Annotated in this window: 20 protein-coding genes; 7 read left to right on the plus strand and 13 right to left on the minus strand. The window is 62.7% G+C overall.

Annotated elements, in window-relative coordinates:
• The first annotated feature begins 51 nt into the window (after positions 1-51).
• A complete protein-coding gene (locus DLM86_RS11905; protein ID WP_158289444.1) occupies positions 52-1053 on the plus strand; it encodes a zinc-binding dehydrogenase in 1002 nt (333 codons plus the stop codon).
• Between the two features lie 41 nt (positions 1054-1094).
• On the opposite strand, the gene DLM86_RS11910 is transcribed toward DLM86_RS11905, so the two are convergent.
• From DLM86_RS11910 to DLM86_RS11920, 3 genes are all read right to left on the minus strand, one after another.
• Complete coding sequence (locus DLM86_RS11910; protein ID WP_110840214.1) at positions 1095-1670, minus strand: NUDIX hydrolase; 576 nt, start codon at positions 1668-1670, stop codon at positions 1095-1097.
• Between the two features lie 64 nt (positions 1671-1734).
• The gene (locus DLM86_RS11915; protein ID WP_110840215.1) at positions 1735-2499 is read right to left on the minus strand and encodes an SDR family NAD(P)-dependent oxidoreductase; all 765 of its coding nucleotides are present in this window, start codon (positions 2497-2499) and stop codon (positions 1735-1737) included.
• Positions 2500-2673: 174 nt separating this feature from the next.
• Complete coding sequence (locus tag DLM86_RS11920) at positions 2674-3753, minus strand: glycoside hydrolase family 172 protein (protein WP_110840216.1); 1080 nt, start codon at positions 3751-3753, stop codon at positions 2674-2676.
• A 225-nt stretch (positions 3754-3978) separates the two neighbouring features.
• Between DLM86_RS11920 and DLM86_RS11925 the strand changes: the two genes are divergently transcribed.
• Positions 3979-5355: a hypothetical protein gene (locus tag DLM86_RS11925; protein WP_110840217.1), complete on the plus strand. Its 1377-nt coding sequence runs from the start codon at positions 3979-3981 to the stop codon at positions 5353-5355.
• A gap of 180 nt (positions 5356-5535) precedes the next feature.
• Here the strand turns inward: DLM86_RS11925 and DLM86_RS11930 are convergent, their stop codons facing one another.
• The 4 genes from DLM86_RS11930 to DLM86_RS11945 form a co-directional block, all read right to left on the minus strand.
• Complete coding sequence (locus tag DLM86_RS11930) at positions 5536-6393, minus strand: ABC transporter permease (protein WP_110840218.1); 858 nt, start codon at positions 6391-6393, stop codon at positions 5536-5538.
• 41 nt (positions 6394-6434) lie between these two features.
• Positions 6435-7211, minus strand: a complete 777-nt coding sequence (locus DLM86_RS11935) for an ABC transporter ATP-binding protein (protein ID WP_110840219.1) — start codon at positions 7209-7211, stop codon at positions 6435-6437.
• 31 nt (positions 7212-7242) lie between these two features.
• Positions 7243-8451, minus strand: a complete 1209-nt coding sequence (locus DLM86_RS11940; protein ID WP_110840220.1) for an LLM class flavin-dependent oxidoreductase — start codon at positions 8449-8451, stop codon at positions 7243-7245.
• Positions 8452-8652: 201 nt separating this feature from the next.
• Positions 8653-9417, minus strand: a complete 765-nt coding sequence (locus tag DLM86_RS11945; RefSeq protein WP_110840221.1) for an SDR family oxidoreductase — start codon at positions 9415-9417, stop codon at positions 8653-8655.
• A gap of 287 nt (positions 9418-9704) precedes the next feature.
• On the opposite strand from DLM86_RS11945, the gene DLM86_RS11950 reads away from it, so the two are divergent.
• The 3 genes from DLM86_RS11950 (at position 9705) to DLM86_RS11960 (ending at position 14713) form a co-directional block, all read left to right on the plus strand.
• Positions 9705-10757, plus strand: coding sequence for an aliphatic sulfonate ABC transporter substrate-binding protein (locus tag DLM86_RS11950; RefSeq protein ID WP_425453963.1), 1053 nt, complete (start codon positions 9705-9707; stop codon positions 10755-10757).
• Positions 10758-11157: 400 nt separating this feature from the next.
• On the plus strand, positions 11158-12915 hold the full coding sequence (locus DLM86_RS11955; RefSeq protein WP_110840222.1) for an ABC transporter ATP-binding protein: 1758 nt from the start codon (positions 11158-11160) through the stop codon (positions 12913-12915).
• Positions 12896-14713 carry an ABC transporter ATP-binding protein gene (locus DLM86_RS11960; protein WP_110840223.1) on the plus strand — a complete coding sequence of 606 codons (1818 nt, stop codon included), beginning with the start codon at positions 12896-12898 and terminating at the stop codon, positions 14711-14713. Before DLM86_RS11955 ends, DLM86_RS11960 begins: the two co-directional genes overlap by 20 nt.
• Before the next feature lie 277 nt (positions 14714-14990).
• On the opposite strand, the gene DLM86_RS11965 is transcribed toward DLM86_RS11960, so the two are convergent.
• The 6 genes from DLM86_RS11965 to DLM86_RS11990 all read right to left on the minus strand — a co-directional run bounded on the left by DLM86_RS11965 (position 14991) and on the right by DLM86_RS11990 (position 19471).
• Entirely contained in the window at positions 14991-15548 is a 558-nt protein-coding gene (locus DLM86_RS11965; RefSeq protein WP_110840224.1) for a GNAT family N-acetyltransferase, read from the minus strand.
• Between the two features lie 67 nt (positions 15549-15615).
• Positions 15616-16524 carry a DinB family protein gene (locus DLM86_RS11970; protein WP_158289445.1) on the minus strand — a complete coding sequence of 303 codons (909 nt, stop codon included), beginning with the start codon at positions 16522-16524 and terminating at the stop codon, positions 15616-15618.
• 144 nt (positions 16525-16668) lie between these two features.
• The gene (locus DLM86_RS11975) at positions 16669-17790 is read right to left on the minus strand and encodes a YeeE/YedE family protein (protein WP_110840226.1); all 1122 of its coding nucleotides are present in this window, start codon (positions 17788-17790) and stop codon (positions 16669-16671) included.
• A 41-nt stretch (positions 17791-17831) separates the two neighbouring features.
• The gene (locus DLM86_RS11980) at positions 17832-18092 is read right to left on the minus strand and encodes a sulfurtransferase TusA family protein (protein WP_146250200.1); all 261 of its coding nucleotides are present in this window, start codon (positions 18090-18092) and stop codon (positions 17832-17834) included.
• Positions 18093-18111: 19 nt separating this feature from the next.
• On the minus strand, positions 18112-18486 hold the full coding sequence (locus tag DLM86_RS11985; RefSeq protein WP_110840228.1) for a rhodanese-like domain-containing protein: 375 nt from the start codon (positions 18484-18486) through the stop codon (positions 18112-18114).
• A 22-nt stretch (positions 18487-18508) separates the two neighbouring features.
• A complete protein-coding gene (locus tag DLM86_RS11990; RefSeq protein ID WP_110840229.1) occupies positions 18509-19471 on the minus strand; it encodes a sulfurtransferase in 963 nt (320 codons plus the stop codon).
• Positions 19472-19593: 122 nt separating this feature from the next.
• Between DLM86_RS11990 and DLM86_RS11995 the strand changes: the two genes are divergently transcribed.
• A complete protein-coding gene (locus DLM86_RS11995; protein ID WP_110840230.1) occupies positions 19594-20685 on the plus strand; it encodes a YVTN family beta-propeller repeat protein in 1092 nt (363 codons plus the stop codon).
• Between the two features lie 102 nt (positions 20686-20787).
• The coding region (locus tag DLM86_RS32470) for a helix-turn-helix domain-containing protein (protein ID WP_211326511.1) at positions 20788-21069 on the plus strand (282 nt) is incomplete at its 3' end.

Here is a 21069-nt window from a genome sequence, read left to right on the forward strand (position 1 = left end):
CTTCATACACTTGGGACGTAGGCAAATCAATCGATCCTGGAGGGTATGCGGATGGAAGGATGGCGAATCGTATTCGCGGAGAAGGAGCGCGTCGAGGTGCGCAAGGAGGCGATCGATCCCGCGCTCGGCCCGACGGAGCTGTTGTGCGCCGCGGTGTGCTCGCTGATCAGCACGGGCACGGAGCTGCAATGCTTGAAGGGGGTATTCGATCCGGACACGAATTGGTCCGGCTGGGTGAAGTATCCGTTCCACCCCGGCTATTCGATGGTTGCGGAGGTGCTCGATACGGGGCCGGCTGTCGCGGGCGTCCGGAAAGGCGATCGCGTATTCGTCGAATACCCGCACGCTCAATATTTCAAGACGGAGGCGAAGCACGCGTACGTGCTGCCTGCGGAAATCGGCAACGAGCAAGGCGTTTTTTACAATCTCGCGAAAACGACGCAGCTCGGCGCGAGACGGGCGGAGCTGCGGCTCGGGGAGACGGTCGGCGTCATCGGGCTCGGCCTGCTCGGCCAGCTCGTCGCCCGGTACGCGTACTTGTCCGGCGTCAAGACGCTGTTCGCCATCGATCCCGCCGAGAGCCGGCTGGCGCTCGTCCCGGACCGGCCGGGCATCCGGCGGCTCGCCGTGGACGCCGGATCGGCCCGCGAGGACATCCGGGAACATACCGGCGGCGGCATGCTGGACGTCGTCTTCGACGTTACCGGCCATCCGGCCGTCCTGGCGCAGGCGACCCGGCTCGTCAAGCCGTTCGGACGCGTCGTGCTGCTCGGGGATACCGCCACCCCCTCCAAGCAGGAGATGGGCCGCAACGTCGTGTCCCATTCCGTCTCCATCCTGGGCATTCACGCCTTGGCGGAATTCAAAGGCTGGACGCACGCCGAAATGGCCGGCCTGTTCGCGAGCTACGTCGTCCAAGGCCGAATGGAGGTCGCGTCCTTGATCACCCACCGCCTATCGCCGCTGGCGGCCGCGGACGCATACGGCATGCTGGCCCGCGACCGCGGCTCGGCCATGGGCGTCCTGTTCGATTGGACGGCCATCGCGGAATAGCGCTCTCCGCCTACGCCGGAGGCCGCCGGGGCGGCGGGCGTCTAACGCGTGGCGACCTTGAACAGGCCGGCGTGGCGGATCGGCAGCTCGGTCCGCTCGTCCCGTTCGAGCCCGTCGGACCGTCCGTTCAGCGCGACGTCGACGAGCCATCGCGTAAACGGGGCGACGTTCATCTCCGCCATCTCCTCCGGCCCGAAAAAGCCGGCGGCGTCCACCTCCCGGTTGTCCGGCTTCGGCTCGCCGCTCACGTACTCCATCGCGAACGCGATGTAGACGTTGTGGACGTCGCGCGGCTGATCGCGCACGGCGACGATACCGGCCGCCCGGGCGACGACGCCCGCCTCCTCCTCGACCTCGCGCTCGATCGTCGTCTCGATCGGCTCGTGCTGCTCGATGTAGCCGCCCGGATTCGTCCAGTAGCCTTTGCCCGGCTCCTGCGCCCGGCGGACGAGCAGCACCTTGCCGTCGCGCACGAGCAGCGCCCCGACCCCTACGCTGTAAGAGCCCCAATGGACGAACGAGCAATCCGGGCTCGAGCAGGCGAGCCGCTCGACGCCGTCGATCGTCCTCGTTTCCAGTTTCGTTCCGCATGTCGAGCAATAGCGTACCGTTGTCATGTCGGCGTTTCTCCTTTTCGAATATCGGGTTGTGGGATGAAGAGGCGGCATCGGCCGTCCCGGTTCAGATGGCCGGCATGACGTTGCCTCCGTTGACCGGAATATACGCCCCCGTAATGAAGCCGGCCAGATCGGAGGCGAGGAACGCGACCGCGTTGGCGATTTCCTGGTCCGTACCGCGGCGCCGCAGCGGCACGCTCCGCTCGTACGCCTCTTGACGCTCCGTGCCGTTGTCGCGGTCCCGCTCGCTGATCGTCCAGCCGGGCGCGACTTGGTTGACCGTAATGCCGTGCTCCCCGACTTCCTTGGCGAGGACGCGGTACAAGCCGTCCATGCCGCGCTTGCCCGCGACATACGCCGATTGATTCGGGAAGTTTTGCATCGCGCATTCCGTATTGATGCCGACGATGCGTCCGTATCGCCGCTCGATCATTTGCGGGACGAACGCTTTGGCGAGCAGCACGTTTTGGACGACGCACGCTTCGAATTGGTCGACGTAGTCGTCGAGCGGCTGCTCCAAAATCGACGTCCACTTGTATTGGCTGACCGCGTTGGCGACGACGATGTCCAGCTTGCCGAATCGGCCCAGCACAGCCTCTTTCATGGCGGCGACGGAATCCGCGTCCGTCACGTCCGCTTGGACGGCGATCGCGGCCGCGCCCGCTGCGGCGAGCTCCCGGAGCAGCGACTCCGCCTTCTCCCCGTTCCGGTAATAATGGATCGCGACCGACGCCCCGCACGACGCCAGCGTCCGGGCCATCACCCTTCCGAGCTGGCCGGTCGCCCCCGTGACGAGAGCCGTCTTGCCCGACAAATCGATTTGGACCATGTTTACCCTCCTGCGCCGGTTTGGCGGCATCCGGCATTTCGCAGCCGGTTCGTTTCGACGCACCTTCCCATTGTATCGGAGCGCCGGAAACGTTGTAAACCGCCGCCCCGGCCGCCATAGGCGCAAAAAGACGCACCGCGCCGCTCCGGCACGATGCGTCCTTCCTTGCTCGCGTCAAATCACTTCAAGATCGTCCTTTCCCGGCATCGGCGCAAACGGCGCATGCGGCTCCGCCTGGTACCAGAACGCCGTGGAGGCGATGTCGTCCTGCAGCGGCAAATACCGCTCGCTCGACCGCCAGCCGAGCGCCTGAATCGTCACGCGCAGGTCGGTTTCGAACCGGATCGGGTCCATGACGTGCCACCGGTACATCCCGAACCGCTGCTGGCTCCGGTACAGCCCGTCCGGCTTCAGCACCTGGTGCATGCCGAGGTACGGCGTCGAGTACGTGCCGTATTCGCCCTTCGGCTGCTCCCAGTTCCACGCTCCGCCGAAATAGTCCTCCGTCCCGGTGCCGCAAATCGTCGGGAACTCGTCGCCGTCCATATAAAACTTGATCTCCCCTTCGCCGAACCAGCCGCTGTTGTTCGACTGCCAGGCGATGTACGTGCCGACATAATGCCCGCGCCCGCGCACGCCGTCCAGCAGCGTATGGACGTCCTTGTACGGCAGCGGGTTGCTGCGCCGCCATTGCGCGTGGAAGTAAGCCGCATCGTCCGGCACGTCGGTCAGCGTATAGTCGATTTGGTAAAACAGGACCGCTTCCTTATCGTCGATGTTCTCGATCGTGATTTTCGCCGACCGGCGGAACGGCATTTCCCAATAGCAGTTCATCCCCCCGGCCGGATTGACCGCCACCGGCAGCGAGTTGACGTTGCTCCGCTCGCACCAGCCGTTGCAAAAAAAGTCGCCGACCGGCACTTCCACCGACGGCTCCGGCTCCCCGTCCCAATACATGCGCACGATCAGCGTTCTCCACGTCGTCGGGAAGCAAGTGAGCCATATGTGCTGAATCGCCCCGGACTCGCCGATATCGGCCAGCGTAACCGTCGAGGCAGCCGGTACGCGGATCGAGGGCGATATTTTCCAGCCGAGCCCCAAATCGCGGGCGTATTTTTGGCCCGTCCCTTCCGCGGCCATGCCCCCCTTGCCCTTCTCGCCCGTAAAGTTTTCCGGGCTGATCGACCGCGTCTTCGCCTTCGACAACCGCGAGAGCGTGCCGAGATTCATTCCCAATCCGTTAAACGGCTGCATTCCGCGTTCCTCCTCGTTCGGCATCATGGCCAAGCGCCATGCACGTCTCTTATTGTAACGGTTCGGAGCGCGAAAGGATTTAGCCGGAATTGGCGTCTTGTTAACCGAAATTGCCATAACCGATTATTCCGATTTGATAATAAGAATTTTCTGTTGACACCCGTCCGCGGCAAATGCTACCATACGAATCATTCACATTTCCGATTTCGGATTGGAGGAATCCTCATGTACAAACCGTTGCGCACGTCGTCCGGCAAATGGCTGGCGTCCGTCGTCCTGTCCGCCGCCCTTCTCGCCTCCCCGCTGCTCCCGACCGCCTGCGCGGCCGCTGCCGCGGCGTCGGCCGAATCGGCGCCAAGCACCGGCGAATACGCGGCATTCCTGAAAAGCGAGCTCGGCATCGACTTGCCCGAAGCCGCGACGAAAGGCGACTTCATCCGCGCGGTCGCCCGGATCGTCGGGGACGGCGCTAAAGACGTTCCGGCCGCCTCGTTCGGCGATTTGAAGCCGGACAGCCCGTATTACGCCGCCGCCTCGCTTCTGCACGGCCAAGGCATTCTGACCTCGCCCGACGTCGGCGCCGAACGGCCGCTCGACCCGCTTGCGGCGACCTTCATCGCCGTCAAAGCGGCGGGGCTGAAGGAGCTCGCCTATACGTATCCCGCCGGAAAGGCGGCCGCCTCGCTCGCCAAGGCCGGGATCGATCCTTCGACGCTTACCGCTCAGGCCGCCCAGGAGATCGCCGCCGCCATCGACTCCGGCCTCGTACCCGACGGCCTGTACGACACGCTTCGGGGTGGTGCGGATGCAGCCGTCGACGATTATGCGGACGCGCTGCTCGGCCGCATCTTGACGTTCCGGGGGCAGTACAAGCATTACATCGGCTACGCGGCGGACGACGACATTTATACGAAGCTGATCGACGCCTACGAGACGTCGGACATCATCGATGCGCCCGCCCTGCGTGCGATCGTCAACGAAGCGCTCAAGCAGAACAAGGTGACCGGCTACAATTTGAAGGACAAGCGGTATGACGCCAACTTCGACGAGTCGCTCGCGATCGCGTACGGCCACGACGATATTCGCCACGCCGTGCAGCTGATCGGCTTGCTTCGCAGCGAAGGGCTGAACGCCAAAGTCCAATTCGAGCCGAAGACGTCCGCCTTCGTCTACTTAAAGGAGTGGGGCGAGCCGAAGGAGACGGACAGCTACCGGGTCGAGCGGATCGAGAACGGCAACTATATCGCCTACGCGAAGGAATACGACCTCGTCTTCGAATTCGCGACCGCCGAGGACAAGGCGAAGTTCCAGCCGATCGTGCTGGCCTACGCCAAGAAAAACGAAGACGATCAACCCGGACTTCTCGCCGGCTCGTGGTGGCAGCCGCTTTATTACTCGCTCACGGAGCTGAGCGACTACAGGGTCATCACGAACAACGTCATCGCCGACGGGCATTATTACGCCCAATCGTTCTCCCTGAACGAGAAGTCCGCGGACATCGTCGCGGCGTTCCGACAGCTCGATCCGAAGGCGGACGTGACGACGTACACGTTTTGGGTCGATCAGCCGTTTTACAACTATTTGAACGGCGAGTCGAAGTAAAGTCGCGAAAACGCCCCCGGCTGCCGCACGCGCGGTCCGGGGGCGTTCGTTTTCTGCGACAACTGCGGCTTCTCGCTGTCGCCGGCGCCGCGGCCGTTCCGGTCCACCCGGCACGAAGGGGGGCAGCCTTCCGCGGAAGACGGGCCCGATCCGCCCGATCAAGCCGAGCGCCCCCTCCCCTCAACCGTTGAAGCTGTCCCGCCAGCGCAGCAGCTTCTTCTCCAGGAAGCGGACGAGCGAATCGGTCGCTTTGCCTACGACGGCGAAGATCAGAATGCCGACGAAGACGACCGACGTCTGCGAAAACTGTCTGGCGTCCAAAATCAGATAGCCGATCCCCTCGCTCGACCCCATCAGCTCCGCGACGACGAGCCCGAGCCAGGCCACCCCGAGCGACAGCCGGACGCCGAGCAGCACGTTCGGCAGCGCCGCCGGCAGCACGAGCCGCGTCATCTGCTTCCATCGGCTGAATTCGAGCACCCGGGCCACGTCGAACAGCTTCGAGTCGACGCTGCGGATGCCGAGAAACGTATTGACGTAAAGCGGGAAAAACGCCCCTTTGGCGATCAGCAGCACCTTCGAAAACTCGCCGAACCCGAACCATAAAATGAACAGCGGCGTTACTGCCAAATGGGGGATCGTGCGCAGCATTTGCAGCGAAGGGTCGAGCGTATGCTCCACCCGCGCCGAGAAGCCGACGGCGAGCCCCGCCGCCAGCCCGAGCGCGCCTCCCAGGAAAAAACCGAGCGCGGCCCGGTACAAGCTGATCTCCAAATGGCCGAACAGCTCCCCGGACCGGATCAAGTCCCCGAACGAAACGAAAATCTCGGCGGGCGTCGGCAAAATCGTCGCCGAAACGTACCCGCTCCAGCCCGCCAGCTGCCAAACCGCCAGCACGAACGCCGGGAAGCCGAGCCCGAGCAGCAGCCGTTTCGTGCGGGACGCCGGCCGATTCGCCTCCTTCGTCGTCCTTCGCTTCGCCGCGGCGGCCGGAACGACGGCCGCGGGACGGGGCAATATCTCCGCCTGATTGCTCATAAACGCTCACCTCGCATACGGATTGTTTGACGCTCCGGTCGTTAGATGCCCGAGCTGTCGACCAGCTCCAGCTCCTCCACCTTCTCGAATTCGCTCAGGACGAGATGCCGCAGCTCTTGGAACGAGCGGCTCGCCTTTTTTCGCGGGAAGGGGAGGTCGATCGGGACGATTTTGCGGATCGTGCCGGGACGGGCGTTCATGATGACGACCCGGTCGGCGAGTACGATCGCCTCGTCGATATCGTGCGTCACGAACAGCATCGTCGTCCGGTTCGTCTGCCATATGTCTTGCAGCACCTCCTGCATGTGCGAGCGCGTGAACGCGTCCAGCGCCCCGAACGGCTCGTCGAGCAGCAGCACCTTCGGGCTGCGCAGAAGCGCTCTCGCGATCGCCACCCGCTGCGCCATCCCGCCGGACAGCTCCCGGGGATACGACTTTGCGAATCCTTCCAGCCGGACGAGGCGGATCAATTCGTCCACCTTCCGGCGAACCGTCGCGTCCGAGAGCGACAAGTCGGCGGCGATGTTTTTTTCCACGGTCAACCAAGGGAACAGCCGCGGCTCCTGAAAAATAAACCCTTTGTCGATGCCCGGCTTCTCGACGCGCTCGCCGTCCAGCCGGACGTCTCCTTCGTAGTCGGCGTCGAGCCCGGCGATAATTTTGAGCAGCGTGCTTTTGCCGCAGCCGCTCGGGCCGATGACGGTAAGAAACTCGCCTTCCTTGACGGACAGACGGATCTGCTTCAAAGCTTGGGTCGAGCCCTTCGGCGTTTCGAACGTTTTGTGCAGATCGGTCAGCTCCAGCAGCGGCAGCGACATGACGGTATTCCTCCTTATCCGATGACGGCGCTCACGCCGTCTCGATCGCTTCGGACCGCTCCTTCGCTCTCGCCGCCAGCTTGCGCTTGACGAGCGGCAGCAGCAGCCGGCCGGTGATGTCCGCCTCCTCCAGGTTCGGATAACCGGACAGCACGAACGAAGAGATGCCCAAATCTACGTATTCGAGGATGCGGTCGGACACCTGCTCCGGCGTCCCGACCAGGAGCATCGAGCCGCCGCCTCGCACGATCGAGAGCCCGCTCCACAAGTTCGGTCCGAGCACGTACCCTTCGTCGCGCGACCGTTCGCGCAGCTCGTTTTGCCGCTTCTGGTTGACGGCGTCCGTCTTCGTGAACCGCTCGTTCGATTGCTCGATCGCCTCCCGGTCGACGCGGCTGATAATGTCCCACGCCTCCCTCCACGCCTCCTCCTCCGTCTCGCGGACGAGCACTTGGGCGCGCAAGCCGTAGCGCAGCCCGCGGTCGATCCCCCCGTCCCGCTTCAGCTCGGCCCGGATCGCTTCGAGCTCGTCGATCTGTCCGGCGATCCAGTCGAGCGGCTCCGCCCACATGAGGTAGACGTCCGCCGTTTCCGCCGCCGTCCGTTTGCCCGCCGGCGAGCTTCCTCCGAAGTACAGCGGGGGATGGGGCTTCTGCACCGGAGCGGGGTAGCTGGCGCCGCCTTCAATCTCGTAGTAGCGTCCCTTGAACGACACCGGCTCCGCGCCTTTATACGTCTGGTGGCCGGCCAGGAATCGGGGGCGGCTGTCATTGGAGCTCGCCCAGACGCTTTTGACGATGTGCAAAAATTCGCGCGTCCGCTCGTACCGCTCGTCGTGCGCATCGGCGAGCGGATCGCCGGTCGCCCGCAGGTCGTTCGGGGAGCCGCCGGTCACGACGTTGATCAGCGCGCGTCCCCCGGATATCGCGTCGAGCGACGCCGCCATTCGGGCAGCCAGCACCGGCGCGATCAGCCCGGGCCGCATCGCGACGAGCGGCTTGAGCGTGCGCGTATGCGTGACGATCGCCGAGCCGACGATCCAGGCGTCGATGCACGAGCCGCCCGTCGGGATGAGGGCGAACGTATAGCCCGCCCGTTCGGCCGTTTGGGCCACCCGGATCATATAGTCCGCGGTCGATTCCCTCTCCGGCTCGACGCCGATATATTTGCCGTCCCCGGTCGTCGGTATGAACCAGCCGAACTCCACTTCTTCGTGCGCCGCCTCGTTTCTTACGCTCATGTCCATCTCTCCTCTTCTCATTCAAATGAATTACGACAAAAAAATCCGAAGACACCTCCCGTCAAGGATGCATCTCCGGATTTCCGGTCGACATTTTAAACCACTAATTCCAATTGATTTAGTGCGATTTTAGCTTATGGTACCACCGCCCGCCCGGACTGTCAACCGGTTCTTTTGCGAACCCGGCCGGCGCCCGACCGGTTACAGATGCGAGCCGCCGCTCGCGTCGATCGTTTGGCCGGTAACCCATCGCCCGTCCGGCGATGCGAGGAAGGCGGCGACGTCCGCTACGTCCTCCGGCTCGCCCCATCGGCCGAACACGGAAAATTCGGCGCCGAACTTGCGGGCGTCCGGATCGTTCAGCGACGCCGCGTTCATATCCGTCGCCACGAAGCCGGGGCGGATCGCATTGACCGTAATGCCGCGCGAGCCGAGTTGCTTCGCCAGGACGAGCGTGAGCGTGTCGATCGCCCCTTTGCTCATACTGTATGCGATAATGTCGGGGATGGCGATTCGCGTCACGGCGGACGACAGGTTGATGATGCGCCCTCCCTCCCTCAGCCGCGGAAGCGCCTGGCGAATCGCGTAGAACGGAGCTTTCACGTTGACCGTCATGACGTCGTCGAAAAACGGCTCCGTCGTATTCTCGATGCTGCCGTAAAACGAGACTCCCGCGTTATTGACCAAAATGTCGAAGACCGTGCCGCCGGTACGCACCGTCAGCCCCGCGTCGAGCGATTCGAACAGCGTCTCCGTCCCTCCCGGCGCCCCGAGGTCCGCTTGAATCGCGAACGCTTCCCCTCCGGCCGAGACGATGTCCCGCACCGTCTCGGCCGCCGCCTCCCGGTTGCGGCCGTAATGGACGGCGACAAGCGCGCCCTCCTGGGCGAACCGCCGCGCGATCGCCCGCCCGATTCCCCGGCTCGCTCCCGTCACCAAAGCAACTTTCCCTTTCAGCTTGCTCATGTCCTCATCTCCATCTCCATATTCGAAATCGATTGCCGGTCGCACCTCGCTATCCGGTTTGTGCTTCCGAATTAAGTTGTACCACGGATCGGTTTTCGATTTGTTGCCCGGTCATTTTGCGATTGACAGCGGGAACCGAAATTGCTATGATTCTTATCAAATTAATCCAATGCGTTTTATCGGTATTATTCGACCGGATCGCCGGAGACCGACGCCATCGTGCCGTCGCGTCTCCTTTTTGCGTTTCGTTTCCGGCCGGCATTTCCATGAAGAAGGAGTGGTTCATGATGATCGGATGGATCGGCAAGCCCGGATGGCGGGCCTCGTTGGCGGCCGCTGCGATGGCGGCTTTGCTGGCGGCTTGCGCGGGGGGCGGAGCGGCGAACGGCGGCAAGACGAATACGCAGGCGGCGTCGGAGGCGAAGCCGAAGGAAAACGTGACGGTCAACATCGGCGTGCAGGGCAAAACCGGCATTTTGCCGTATGCGCGGGAGAAAGGCTATTTCGAGAAGGCGTTCGCCGCGGCGGGGGTCGAAGTGAAGTGGCACGAGTTCGCGAGCGGCCCTCCCCATTTCGAAGCGCTGGCCGCAGGACGGCTCGATTTCGGCGCCACGGGCGGCACGCCCGTCATTTCGGGGCAGACGGGCGGCGTCGACTTCCGCGCGATCGCCGTGACGTCCGACGGGAAGAAAGGCAACTTCATCGTCGTGCCGAAAAACAGCCCGATCCGGAAGCTGGACGATCTGAGAGGCAAAAAGGTCGCTGTGGCGAAGGGGAGCAGCGCCTACAATTTCTTGTACATGGCGATCGACAAGGCCGGCCTCAAGGGAAGCGACATCAAGGAAATTCAGCTTCAGCCGGACGAGGCGAGACCGGCGCTCGATACCGGCGCGGTCGACGCTTGGTCGATTTGGGAGCCGTATGCGACGACGGCGGTGTTCCAGACGGGAGCGACCGTTTTGGCGTCGGGACAAGATTTGGGCTTGAACGCCCCGAGCTTCCTCATCGCGAGAACGAAGTTTACGAAGGATCATCCCGAGCTGACCGTCTTGTTTTTGAAAGCTTACGAGGAGGCGCGCCGCTATTTCGTCGGCCATTTCGACGAGGTGACGGACGACCTGGCCCGCTCGCAAAAGCTCGACAAGGCGATCATCGGCCAAGTGCTGAGAAACTCCGAACCGATCCTGTCCCCCGCGACGCCCGAGTACACCAAGGCGCATCAGGAGCAGGCCGATTTCCTTTATTCCGTCGGGGCGATCAACAAAAAGCTCGACACGTCCCAAGTATTGGACAACCAATTCGTCGAACGGGCGCTGAAGGAGCTCGGAGGCGGCAAGTAGAACGGATCGGTTGAGAGTCGCGGAGGCGGCTCTCTTTTGCTGCCCGCGATATTTGCCGATACGCTGTTTATCCGCCGGCGATCCGGACGCGGCCGTTACGGAGACGAATTGCGATCGAATGGCGATCGGGGCTCCGCCGGCCGGCGGACGCCGCCTTCGCTCGGAGCCGCCTTCCTCCGGGAAGGCGGCTCGTTTTGTTGGAACGCAACCGTCCTCGCCCGTTCCCGCCCGACAAGGAAGGGATACGCCAAAACGGCAAGAACGGGACGCCTCACGTTCGCATACCGGGCAAATACGGGTCAAAATCGGGGCTTCCGCCCCACGAGCGCGGATGAAATATTCGGACTTGCGACGTATAATGAACCTTTGAGACTAAAATCCAATACGGGAAGTGGTACGGTTGCAATCCCCGCGTCTATTGGCCGGCTATTTGCGCGCGAACTGGCCCATTTACGCCATGGCCGTCCTGGCCATCGCCGTGGCGAACGTCGTCCAGTCCTATTACCCGCGCGTGCTGGGCGATTTTACCGATACGCTGCAGGCGGGCGGCATCAGCCGGAAGGCGATCGTCGACGCCAGCCTGGCGCTGCTGGCGATCGGCCTCACCTTCGGCATTTTGGCCGGCCTCGGACAGTTCGTCATCATGTGGCTCGGGCGGCGGTTCGAATTCGTCACGCGACGGAAGCTGTTCGCCCATTTTACCGGACTGAGCGAGCACTACTATTCGAAGAACGGCGTCGGCCGGCTGCTGAGCTACGTCATGAACGACGTGACGTCCGTCCGGGAATCGATCTCGATGGGCGTCAACCATACGACGAACGCCGTCATCCTGATCGTCTCGGTCATGGCGATGATGATCGCAAGCTCCATTCCGGTCCATCTCATGCTCGTCTCGATGATCCCGCTGCTCGTCATTCCTTGGGTCGTCGTCCTGTTCGGCCCCCGCATTCGGCAGCGATCGCTCAACGTGCAGGAATCGCTGGCCAAAATGACGGAAACGGCCGAGGAGCAGTTCGGCGGCATCCGCGTCACGAAGAAATTTGCCGTCGAGCCGATCATGCGGGGCCGCTTCGGCCTCACGGTCGACCGGATCGTCGACAACCAGCTGCGGCTCGTCCGGATGTCGTCGCTTTTCCAGGCGCTGCTTCCGTTTCTCGGTGGCTTGTCCTTGATCGTTGCAATCGCTTACGGCGGCTATTTGGCGATCCACGGCTCGATCACCATCGGCAGCTTCGTGTCGCTGACGCTGTACTTGCGGATGATCGTCAACCCGCTCCAGCAAATCGGCAACGTCATCAACACGATGCAGCGGTCGCGCGCCTCGCTGGAGCGGCTCAACGGCTTTCTCTCCATCGTGCCCGACATACGCGAGGACGCGGACGCGAAGACGCTCCCGCCCGGCGCTTCGGGCATCCGTATCCGGAATTTGTCGTTCGCCTACCCGGGAAGCGATCAGGAAGCGCTGCGCAACATCGATTTGACCGTGGAGCCGGGCAAGACGCTCGGCATCATCGGCAAAACCGGAAGCGGCAAGACGACGCTCGTCAAGCTGCTGCTCCGCGTCTACGATCCCCCGGCCGGCACGATCCGCATCGGGGACGACGACGTTCGCGCCCTCACGCTCGAAAGCTTGCGGAAGCATATCGCCTACGTGCCGCAGGACGGGTTTCTGTTCAGCACGACGATCCGCGACAATATCGCGTTCTCCGACCGGGGCGCGGAGGAGGATCGGGTGCACGAGGCCGCCAAGCGGGCGCAAATATACGATAACGTCCTGGACTTCCCCGACGGGTTCGCGACGAAGCTCGGGGAACGCGGCATTACGCTTTCCGGCGGACAGCGGCAGCGCACGAGCCTCGCCCGCGGCTTCCTGAAGGACGCCCCGATTCTCGTGCTGGACGACAGCGTCAGCGCCGTCGACGCGGTGACCGAGACGAACGTCATCGGCAAGCTGCGCGAGCAGCGGCGCGGCAGGACGACGATCATCATCGCCCATCGGATCAGCGCGCTCAAGCATGCGGACGAAATCGTCGTGCTGGACAAAGGAACGATCGTGCAGAAGGGCACCCACGAGCAGCTGATGGCGCAGGAAGGACTGTACGCCTCGTTATATGCCATCCAGGAGGAGGGGACGCGATATGCCGAAGGGAAAAGCTGAGACGGCCGCCTCGCCGGCCGGCGCCGTCGGCAAGGAAGACCGGCGAGCCGCGTTCCGGACGATGCTCGCGTATGCGAAGCCGTACCGGCTCCGCTTCGCGCTCATTTTCCTGTGCACGCTGCTGGCGATCGCCGCCGACCTGCTCCAGCCGTATTTGGTCAAAATCGCGATCGACGACAACCTGATGGACGGCCGGAACGATTACGGCATGCTGCTTATCATCAGTATCGTTTACTTGGTTTTCGTCGTCGTCAGCCTGCTGTTCACATATTTGCAGAACAACATGCTCCAGTACGTCGGACAGCATATCGTGGCGACGATCCGCAAAGATTTGTTCGGCCATATTTCGAAGCTGTCGATGTCGTTTTTCGACCGGTTTCCGAACGGCAGCCTCGTCACCCACGTCTCGAGCGACACGGAGACGCTGAACCAGTTTTTTACGCAAGTGTTTTTGAGCTTGATGCGAGACGGAATGACGCTGCTGTTCATCATCGCGCTCATGTTCCATCTCGATCCGGAGCTGGCCGGCTACAGCATGATTTTGCTGCCGATCATCGCGGGCATCGCCATCGGCTTCCGGTCGTACATGCGCAGCATATACCATAACGCCCGAACGCAGCTGTCCCGGCTCATCGCCTTTACGGCGGAAAATTTGGCCGGCATGAACCTCATTCAGGCGTTCCATCAACAGAACGAGCAGCAGCAGTCGTTCGACGACCAGAACAAACGGTTTTTGCGCGCCAATTTGCGCGAGGTGCGGACGAACGTGCTGTTCAACCGGTCGTTCGACATTTTGGGCAACGTTTCCGTCGCGTTTATCGTCTGGATCGGCGGGATGGCCGTATTCGAGCGGACGATGGAGTTCGGCGTGCTGTACGCGTTCATTACGTACATCCGGCAGTTTTTCCAGCCGATCAACTCGATCACGCAGCAGTGGAATACGCTCCAGTCGGCGACCGTGTCGATGGACCGGCTGTGGCGGCTGTTCTCCACCGAGCCGGCGGTTCGCGATCCGGACCGGCCGAGGACGGTCGACCCTACGTCCGTGCAGGGACGGATCGATTACGACAACGTCCATTTCCATTATCAAGAAGGGGTCCCGATCTTGTCCGGGCTCGATCTGCACATCCGTCCGGGCGAAATGATCGGCATCGTCGGCGCGACGGGAGCCGGGAAAAGCTCGCTCATGAGCTTGCTGTGCCGGTTTTACGACGTGCAGCAGGGCAGCGTGCGCATCGACGGCGTCGATATCCGGGAGCTGCCGCAATCGTCGCTCCATCGGATCGTCGGGCTCGTGCAGCAGGAGCCGTTTCTGTATTCCGGCTCCATCGTCGACAACGTGCGGCTGTTCGACGAGTCGATCTCGCGCGACGAGGTGATTCGGGCGTGCCGGTTCGTCGGCGCCGACGAGCTGATCACGCGGCTGAAGGACGGATACGACACGATGCTGTCGGAGCGCGGCAGCGGCCTGTCCGCCGGCGAGCGGCAGCTGATCTCGTTCGCTCGCATCGTCGTATTCAAGCCGCGCATCCTCATCCTCGACGAAGCGACGGCGAACCTCGACTCGCACACGGAGCAGCTCGTCCAATCGGCGCTGCACGTCGTCTCGCAAGGGCGGACGACGCTCGTCATCGCCCACCGCCTGTCGACGATCATGCAGGCCGACCGCATCATCGTCATGAAGCAAGGGCGGATCGTCGAGCAGGGAACGCACCGGGAGCTGCTCGACCGGCAAGGCTATTACGAGCAGCTGTACCGCCACTCGCAAGGAACGCAGCAGCCGGTCGGCCGCCGGTAACCGGCGTCGACAAGCGAACAGCCCTTTCCGGATTCGCCGGAAAGGGCTGTTCATCGTTCGGCGGGCGATGCGGAGCGCCGCTTGGTCCGCCCGGGGCGGCGGGAGGGCGAACCAACGTACGCATGTACGTCTACGTTATTGCCCGCTTTCCCCGACCTTCGGTGCAAATCGTGTACGAATGTACCTTACTCCGCGGCCGCGCTTCAAGGCCGCTGCGGCCCCGCAATCGGACCGTTCGTCCGCTCCCCGAGACGGGGCAAGCGCGCCGAGCGCCGCCTTAGACGGGCTTCACCATGCGGACGAACCGCTTCCCGCTTACTTGCAGGACTCCATCCTCCCGGTAGCCCATGTTGCCGTACAACCCGATCGCCCTTTCGTTGTCCGGCTCGACGATCAGCGATACGCGGGCGAACCCGCTCTCCGCCGCCTTTCGCTCGAACGCCCCCATGAGCGACTTGGCGATGCCTTGTCCTTGGAACGGCTCGGCCACCGCCAAGCTGTCCAAATAATACTCGTTCGGCTGCGGCTCTTTCGCGATCGTGTAGCCGGTCCGGCCCGTCTCGCGCTCGATCCGTTCGACGAACGGCCGGTCCAGCCGATCGGCCGAGCCGCCGTCGTAGGCGAGCGCCATGCCGGCGACCCGACCGTCGCGTTCCTCCACGATGACGTTCTCGTAGCTGATCCGGTTCCCCCTCACCCGATAAAACGACGTCAAAATACGGTTCGCTTCCGCATCGTCGTCCGTTCCGGCGAGCGAATGCGCGATCGTCCCGATGGCGCTCCAAATCAGCGGCATAACTTGCTCGGCGTCTTCCGGCCTGGCGTTTCGAATCATGATGCCCCTCCTCGTTTCCTTAATCGCTTGCACCTCCGGCATGGACCGCCGCGTGCCGCCACTCCGCTTACCGACCGTGAAGCCGCCGGATTTCGCGGATGCGGCGAATATGCGTGTTGGCGTGGCCGGCCATCGCCTTCAGAAGCCGCGCCGCCGTCTCCACGCGGCCGCCCGACGAGACGACGCTCCGCGCGAGGGCGCCGGGAATGTGCCGGCACACGCACAGCGTATGGTCGCGCAGCGCGCGGAACAGGGCGACCTCGGCCGCGATCGGCCGTTCCGAGTAGCACATCCCTTCCGCCCACGCGTCCTGCGTGAAGCGGCTTGCCGTATAGGCTCGCCCGGGCTCGTCGGAGGCGAGGGCGAACTTCAGCTTGTGCATCGTCGCCAGCTCCAAATCGACCGTATGCAGCACCTGCTGGCGGATGCTCCACTTACCCGGCGCGAGCGACCAGTCGAGCGCCGCGTCGTCGAGCCCGGCCAGCGACCGCTCCAGCGCGTCGGGACCGGCGGCGAAGAGCGCGACGATCGTGTCGTCGCTTGCGTCCAGCTCCTGCCAATACGCGGCGCGGTACCCTTCCGGCGTCCCGATCGTCAAAGTCCGCCAGCAAGACGGCTCCGTCTCGTCCGCTACCGGCGCGCCGGCCGCTTCCGCCCTGCGCCTAAGCTCGTCCAAGCCATCCGGACCGTCCGGCACCGGAACGTAAAACCGTTCGCCCGGCTTCGGGCGACTCGTCGCCCCTCCCTCGAAGCCCGCCCCCTCGTTCCCCGCTTCGACCAGCAGCGCGAACCCGCCCCCGGGCACGCGCAAAACGGCCTGCCGCTCGGATTCGTCCCCGGCCGAGCCGCTCCAACCCAGCACGTCCTCGTACCAACGGCGGGCCGCCGACAATCCGCGAACGTCCAGCAGCAGCGCCGGCCTTTCAACCGCCTCCTCAACCTTGCCGCCTTCGCGATCGCGTTCGTTCCGCTTCATCCTCATTCCCCTCTCGTCGCTTACTCCCGATAGGGACAGTATATAGGGAATGCGCCTCCGTTTCAAAACGACGGCAAACAACCCCCGTTCCCGCTACCGGGGTCCGGAGGTTGTTTCGCTTTCATCGTATGGTCCGAGCCTGCCTTATGCGCCGAACGAATCGTCGCCGCGACGGAACAGCAGCAGCGGCATCTTGAACACGAACGCCACGACGACGAAAATGCCGATGATCATGCCGACGATGACGAGCACGCTGCTGATCGACAAGCCGCCGATACCCGTTATGACGTTGGCGATGTTGCAGCCCGGCGCGATCCGCGACGACACGCCCATGAGCAGCCCGCCCAGAACGGCGTACGGCAGCCGCGACCGGCGCGGGAACCGCAGCTTGAAGCTGCCGCTGAGCAGGGCGGCGGTCAGCGAGCCGACGACGAGGAACAGGACGAGCGTCTCCTCGGGGCCGAGCCCCACCTTCGGAAAATCGGCGAACAGCGAGTTCAGATACGTATTGCCGAATACGAAATCGTCGCCGAACAGCTGTGCGGCCGCCACCGCCCCGATCCGGGTCTCCGGACCGGTAATGCTCACGTTCGACATTACCGCGAACTGTACCGTGGCGACGATCCCGATCAGCGCCGCGACGAGACGGATGTCCCAGTGCGACTGCTTGAACGGGTTCCCCTCCCAGTCGGTCAGCGCGCTCTTGAAGCCTTGCGCGAAGCCGCGAAAGCCGAATCGGAGCACGGCGATTGCCGCCATGACGACCACGATCGCCACCGGGATGACGTATACCGGCAGCGGCAGGCTGTACAGCGTGTATCCGCCGTCCAGAACCGTCAGCGGTTCGATCGCGTCGCGCGCCCAAGGGTCGTAGACGAGCGCGAACAGCAAATTGCCGGCGATCGAGAACAGCAGCACGATCCAGAACTGCACATAGCCCATCCCGCACCGGTACAGCGTTCCGGATCCGCAGCCGCCGGCAATCGTCATGCCGATGCCGAACAGGACGCCGCCGAGCAAGTTCGCCCCGCCGAACGGGACGGTCCATACGTCCGCCGCGGATCGGACGCCGCTCGTCAGCACGAGCGCCCAGCCGAGCAGCGAGACGGCGATCAGCACGAGGACGCCGTTCAAAATGCGCGTATCCTTCACGCTGATCCAGTCCCGAACGGACGCCACGAAACAAAAATCCGCCTTTTGCAGCAAGAACCCGTACGCGAAGCCGAAAACGGCGGCCAACAAAAAGACGTCCCACGTATATGCCATCGAAGCTTACCATCCTTACTTCTATGCGTGATGTGCGCGAATCAAGTTTTTTTCACGAAAATGTGGTACTGGCCGCCCTTCTTGGCGACGCCCAAAAATTCGCCGATCTTGTTCATCTTCACGGCCGCCGGAATCGTCTTCGTGGCGATGCTGTGATCGGTCACCTCCACGACGATGTCGCCCGGCTTCGCCTTCTTCAACCCGTCCAGCGCCAAATTCAGCGTATGCGGGCACACTTCGCCGACGGCGTCGACGACGATGTCCGGCTTCAATTCCAGCAGTTGTTGTTCGCTCAAGCTCATGCGGAAATCCTCCCCCAAGTTAGCGTTCCAATCCGTAATGTTCGATCGGTCCGGCCGGTCCGGCCTCCGTCTCGAAGCCTTCCCCCGTCCAGTCCAGCATGCCGCCGCCGAAGTTATGGACGCGGTCGAAGCCGTTGTTTTTGAAATATTTCGCGACCTCCAGGCTGCGCCGGCCGCTCCGGCAGACGAATACGTACTCCCGGGACGGGTCGAGCTTCTCCGTCCAGTCGATGATGTCCCCCATCGGAATGAGCGGGAGGCCGCGAATGTGCGCCTCCTCGTACTCCTCCGGCTCCCGGACGTCGATGACGATCGCCGTTCGGCCGGGATCGTCCAGAAGCCGCTTCAGCTCCCGGGCGTCCAAATGCGGGACGTCTTCCACATCATGTGCCATTTCCGTCTCTCCTTCCGCCGTATCAGGACTTCACGACCGGCGTATCGTCCGCGTTGCCCCATTCCGCCCACGAGCCTTCGTACGGACGGATGTCCTTGAAGCCGAGCAGCCGCAGCGTGAAGTACGAATGCGCCCCGCGAATATTCGTCTGGCAGTACGGGATGATCGTCTTCTCCTTGTCCGTGACGCCGGCATCCGTATACAATTTGTTCAGCTCCGCAAACGATTTGAATTTCGGCACCCCGTCCGCCGGATTTTGGTCGATCGCCTCGCTCCACTCCTTATGGATCGCGCCTTGAAGATGGCCGCCTTTCTTGTTCCCGCGCAGATCCTCCCCGCTGAACTCCTTCGCCGAGCGGGTATCGAGCAGCGTGCACTGCTGCAGGTTCGCGTTCAGCAGCTGGTCCTTCGTCGTGATGAGCTTGTCGTTCGGTACGGCGGTGAAATTGCCTTTTGCGGGCGTCGGCGTCTCGGTCGACTGTTCCTTGCCGGCCGACGTCCAAGCCAAGTATCCGCCATTCAGCACCTTCACCTTATCTTTCAACCCGTAATACTCCAGTCCGTAAAATAGTCGGGTCGCACCGTTACCCGCCCCTTCGTCGTAAACGACGACGGTCGTATCGTTGTTGACGCCCGCCTTCTGGAACAGCTCCGTAAACGCCTCCTTTCCGATGATCGCGTTGTTTTTCCCGTCCTTCAGAAGCCCGGAGTTGATCGAGATCGCGCCCGGAATGTGACCTTGCTCATACCCTTTGGAACGGGCGTCGATAATTTTCACGTTCGGGTCTTTGGCGTGCTCCTCGACCCATTTCACGTCGGCCAGCAATTGAGCGTTCGGATACGTCTCCGGCGTTTTCGTCTGCTGCGCCGTCTGTCCGCCCCCGCCCCCCGACGCGTTCGTCGGACCGCTCTCCGGCTTGCTGCCGCAAGCGGCGGCGACCCCCGCCAATACGAGTAAAGAAATGAGAACCAGCTTGCTTTTCATCTGTCCGTTCGCTCCCTCCGTCACAATCGCTTCTTGCCTTTTTCCTGTTTTCTCCTGTATAATACACCTATTCCGATTGTTATACAAGGATTTATTTTGCAGCAGGGTTGGGAGAGTTTGCTATGAGGACAAGGAATCGCATGTGGGTCGCAGCGATCGCGTGCGCCGTTCTGCTTGGCGGCTGCGCGATGGAGACGAAGGAGCAAGCCCGGCAGCGGCTTCAAGCCGGCGGCGGGAAAACCGGAGAAGCGGCGGCGCCCGCGTCGACGACCGCCGGGGCCGCGCAGAACGGAGCGGGCAAGCTGACGGCGGTCCAGTTTTACGTACCCAGCGAGAAGGAGAACAGCTTATCCGTCATCGACGTTCCGACCGGACAAGTCGTGGGGAAGGTCCAGCTTCAGGAAGCTCCGTCGACCGTCGTTTTCTCGAGTACGATGCGCGAGGCGTATGCCGCCAACATGAACAGCAGCACCGTTTCGATCATCAATACGCAGACGCTGAAGGTCGAGAAGGAGGTGGCTGTCGGCCCGATGCCTCACGGCATGGCGCTGTCGGCGGACAACAAGACGCTCTACGTCGCCGCGGTCGCCGACCAATTCGTCTATATCGTAGACACGAAGGAAGGGAATGAAGCCGGCACGATCGATCTCGGGACCGGGGCGAAGACGAACTACCTCGTCCTGTTCGGCGACCGGCTCTACGTCAGCGACCATGAGAACGACAAGGTATACGTCGTCGACGTGAAAACGAAGCGAACGGTATTGACGATTCCGACCGGCAAAACGCCGCGCGCGATCCGGGTCAGCGACGACGGCAAGAAGCTGTACGTCCCGACGGCCGGTGAAGGCGCCCTCGAAACGTACGACACGGCCGACGGCAAGCCGCTCGGGCGTATCTCCGTCACGCCGGGAGCTACGGACGTCGTCGTATCCGAGGACGGGACGACCGCCGTTGTGACGTCGATGGAAGGCAGCGCCGTCACGTTCGTCGATCTGCAGGCCGGCAAGCCGGTGGAGACCGTGACCGATTTGCCCGGGGCCCGGCACATCGAGTACAACCGCCAGCAGACGAAAGCGTACGTCACGCTGTCCGGCTCGAACGAAGTCGTGTCGATCGACACGTCGACGAAGCGAGTCGTCGATCGGATCCAAGTCGGGGCGACGCCGCACGGCATCCGCATCAAAGCGCTGCCCGGCATCGGCGGCAGCTGCTGACGCGTCCGATAAAAAAACCGGCCCTTCCGTAATCTGATATGCTCCCCTTAAAGTAGACAGGTGAAAATAATAAAACCTGCTGCTGTAAGGGGAGTTTTTTTCATGCGCCAAAAATGGAGTGCACAAGAGAAGCTAGCGGTGCTACAAGAAACCGACGAGATGGGATTGCAGGCAACCTCCCAAAAGTATGACATTGGAAGAACAACGCTGATTGAATGGCGAGATCGTTATGAGCAATGGGGATATGAGGGATTGGAGAACCGGACCCACAACAGAAGCTATTGCGCTGGGCTCAAGCTCCAAGCAGTCGAAGATTATCTATCCGGGGAACTATCACAAAGTCAAATTATCCGAAAGTACAAGATTGCTTGTCGTACCCAACTC

It is taken from the genome of Paenibacillus flagellatus, assembly GCF_003217775.1.
Lineage (GTDB): Bacteria > Bacillota > Bacilli > Paenibacillales > NBRC-103111 > Paenibacillus_AB > Paenibacillus_AB flagellatus.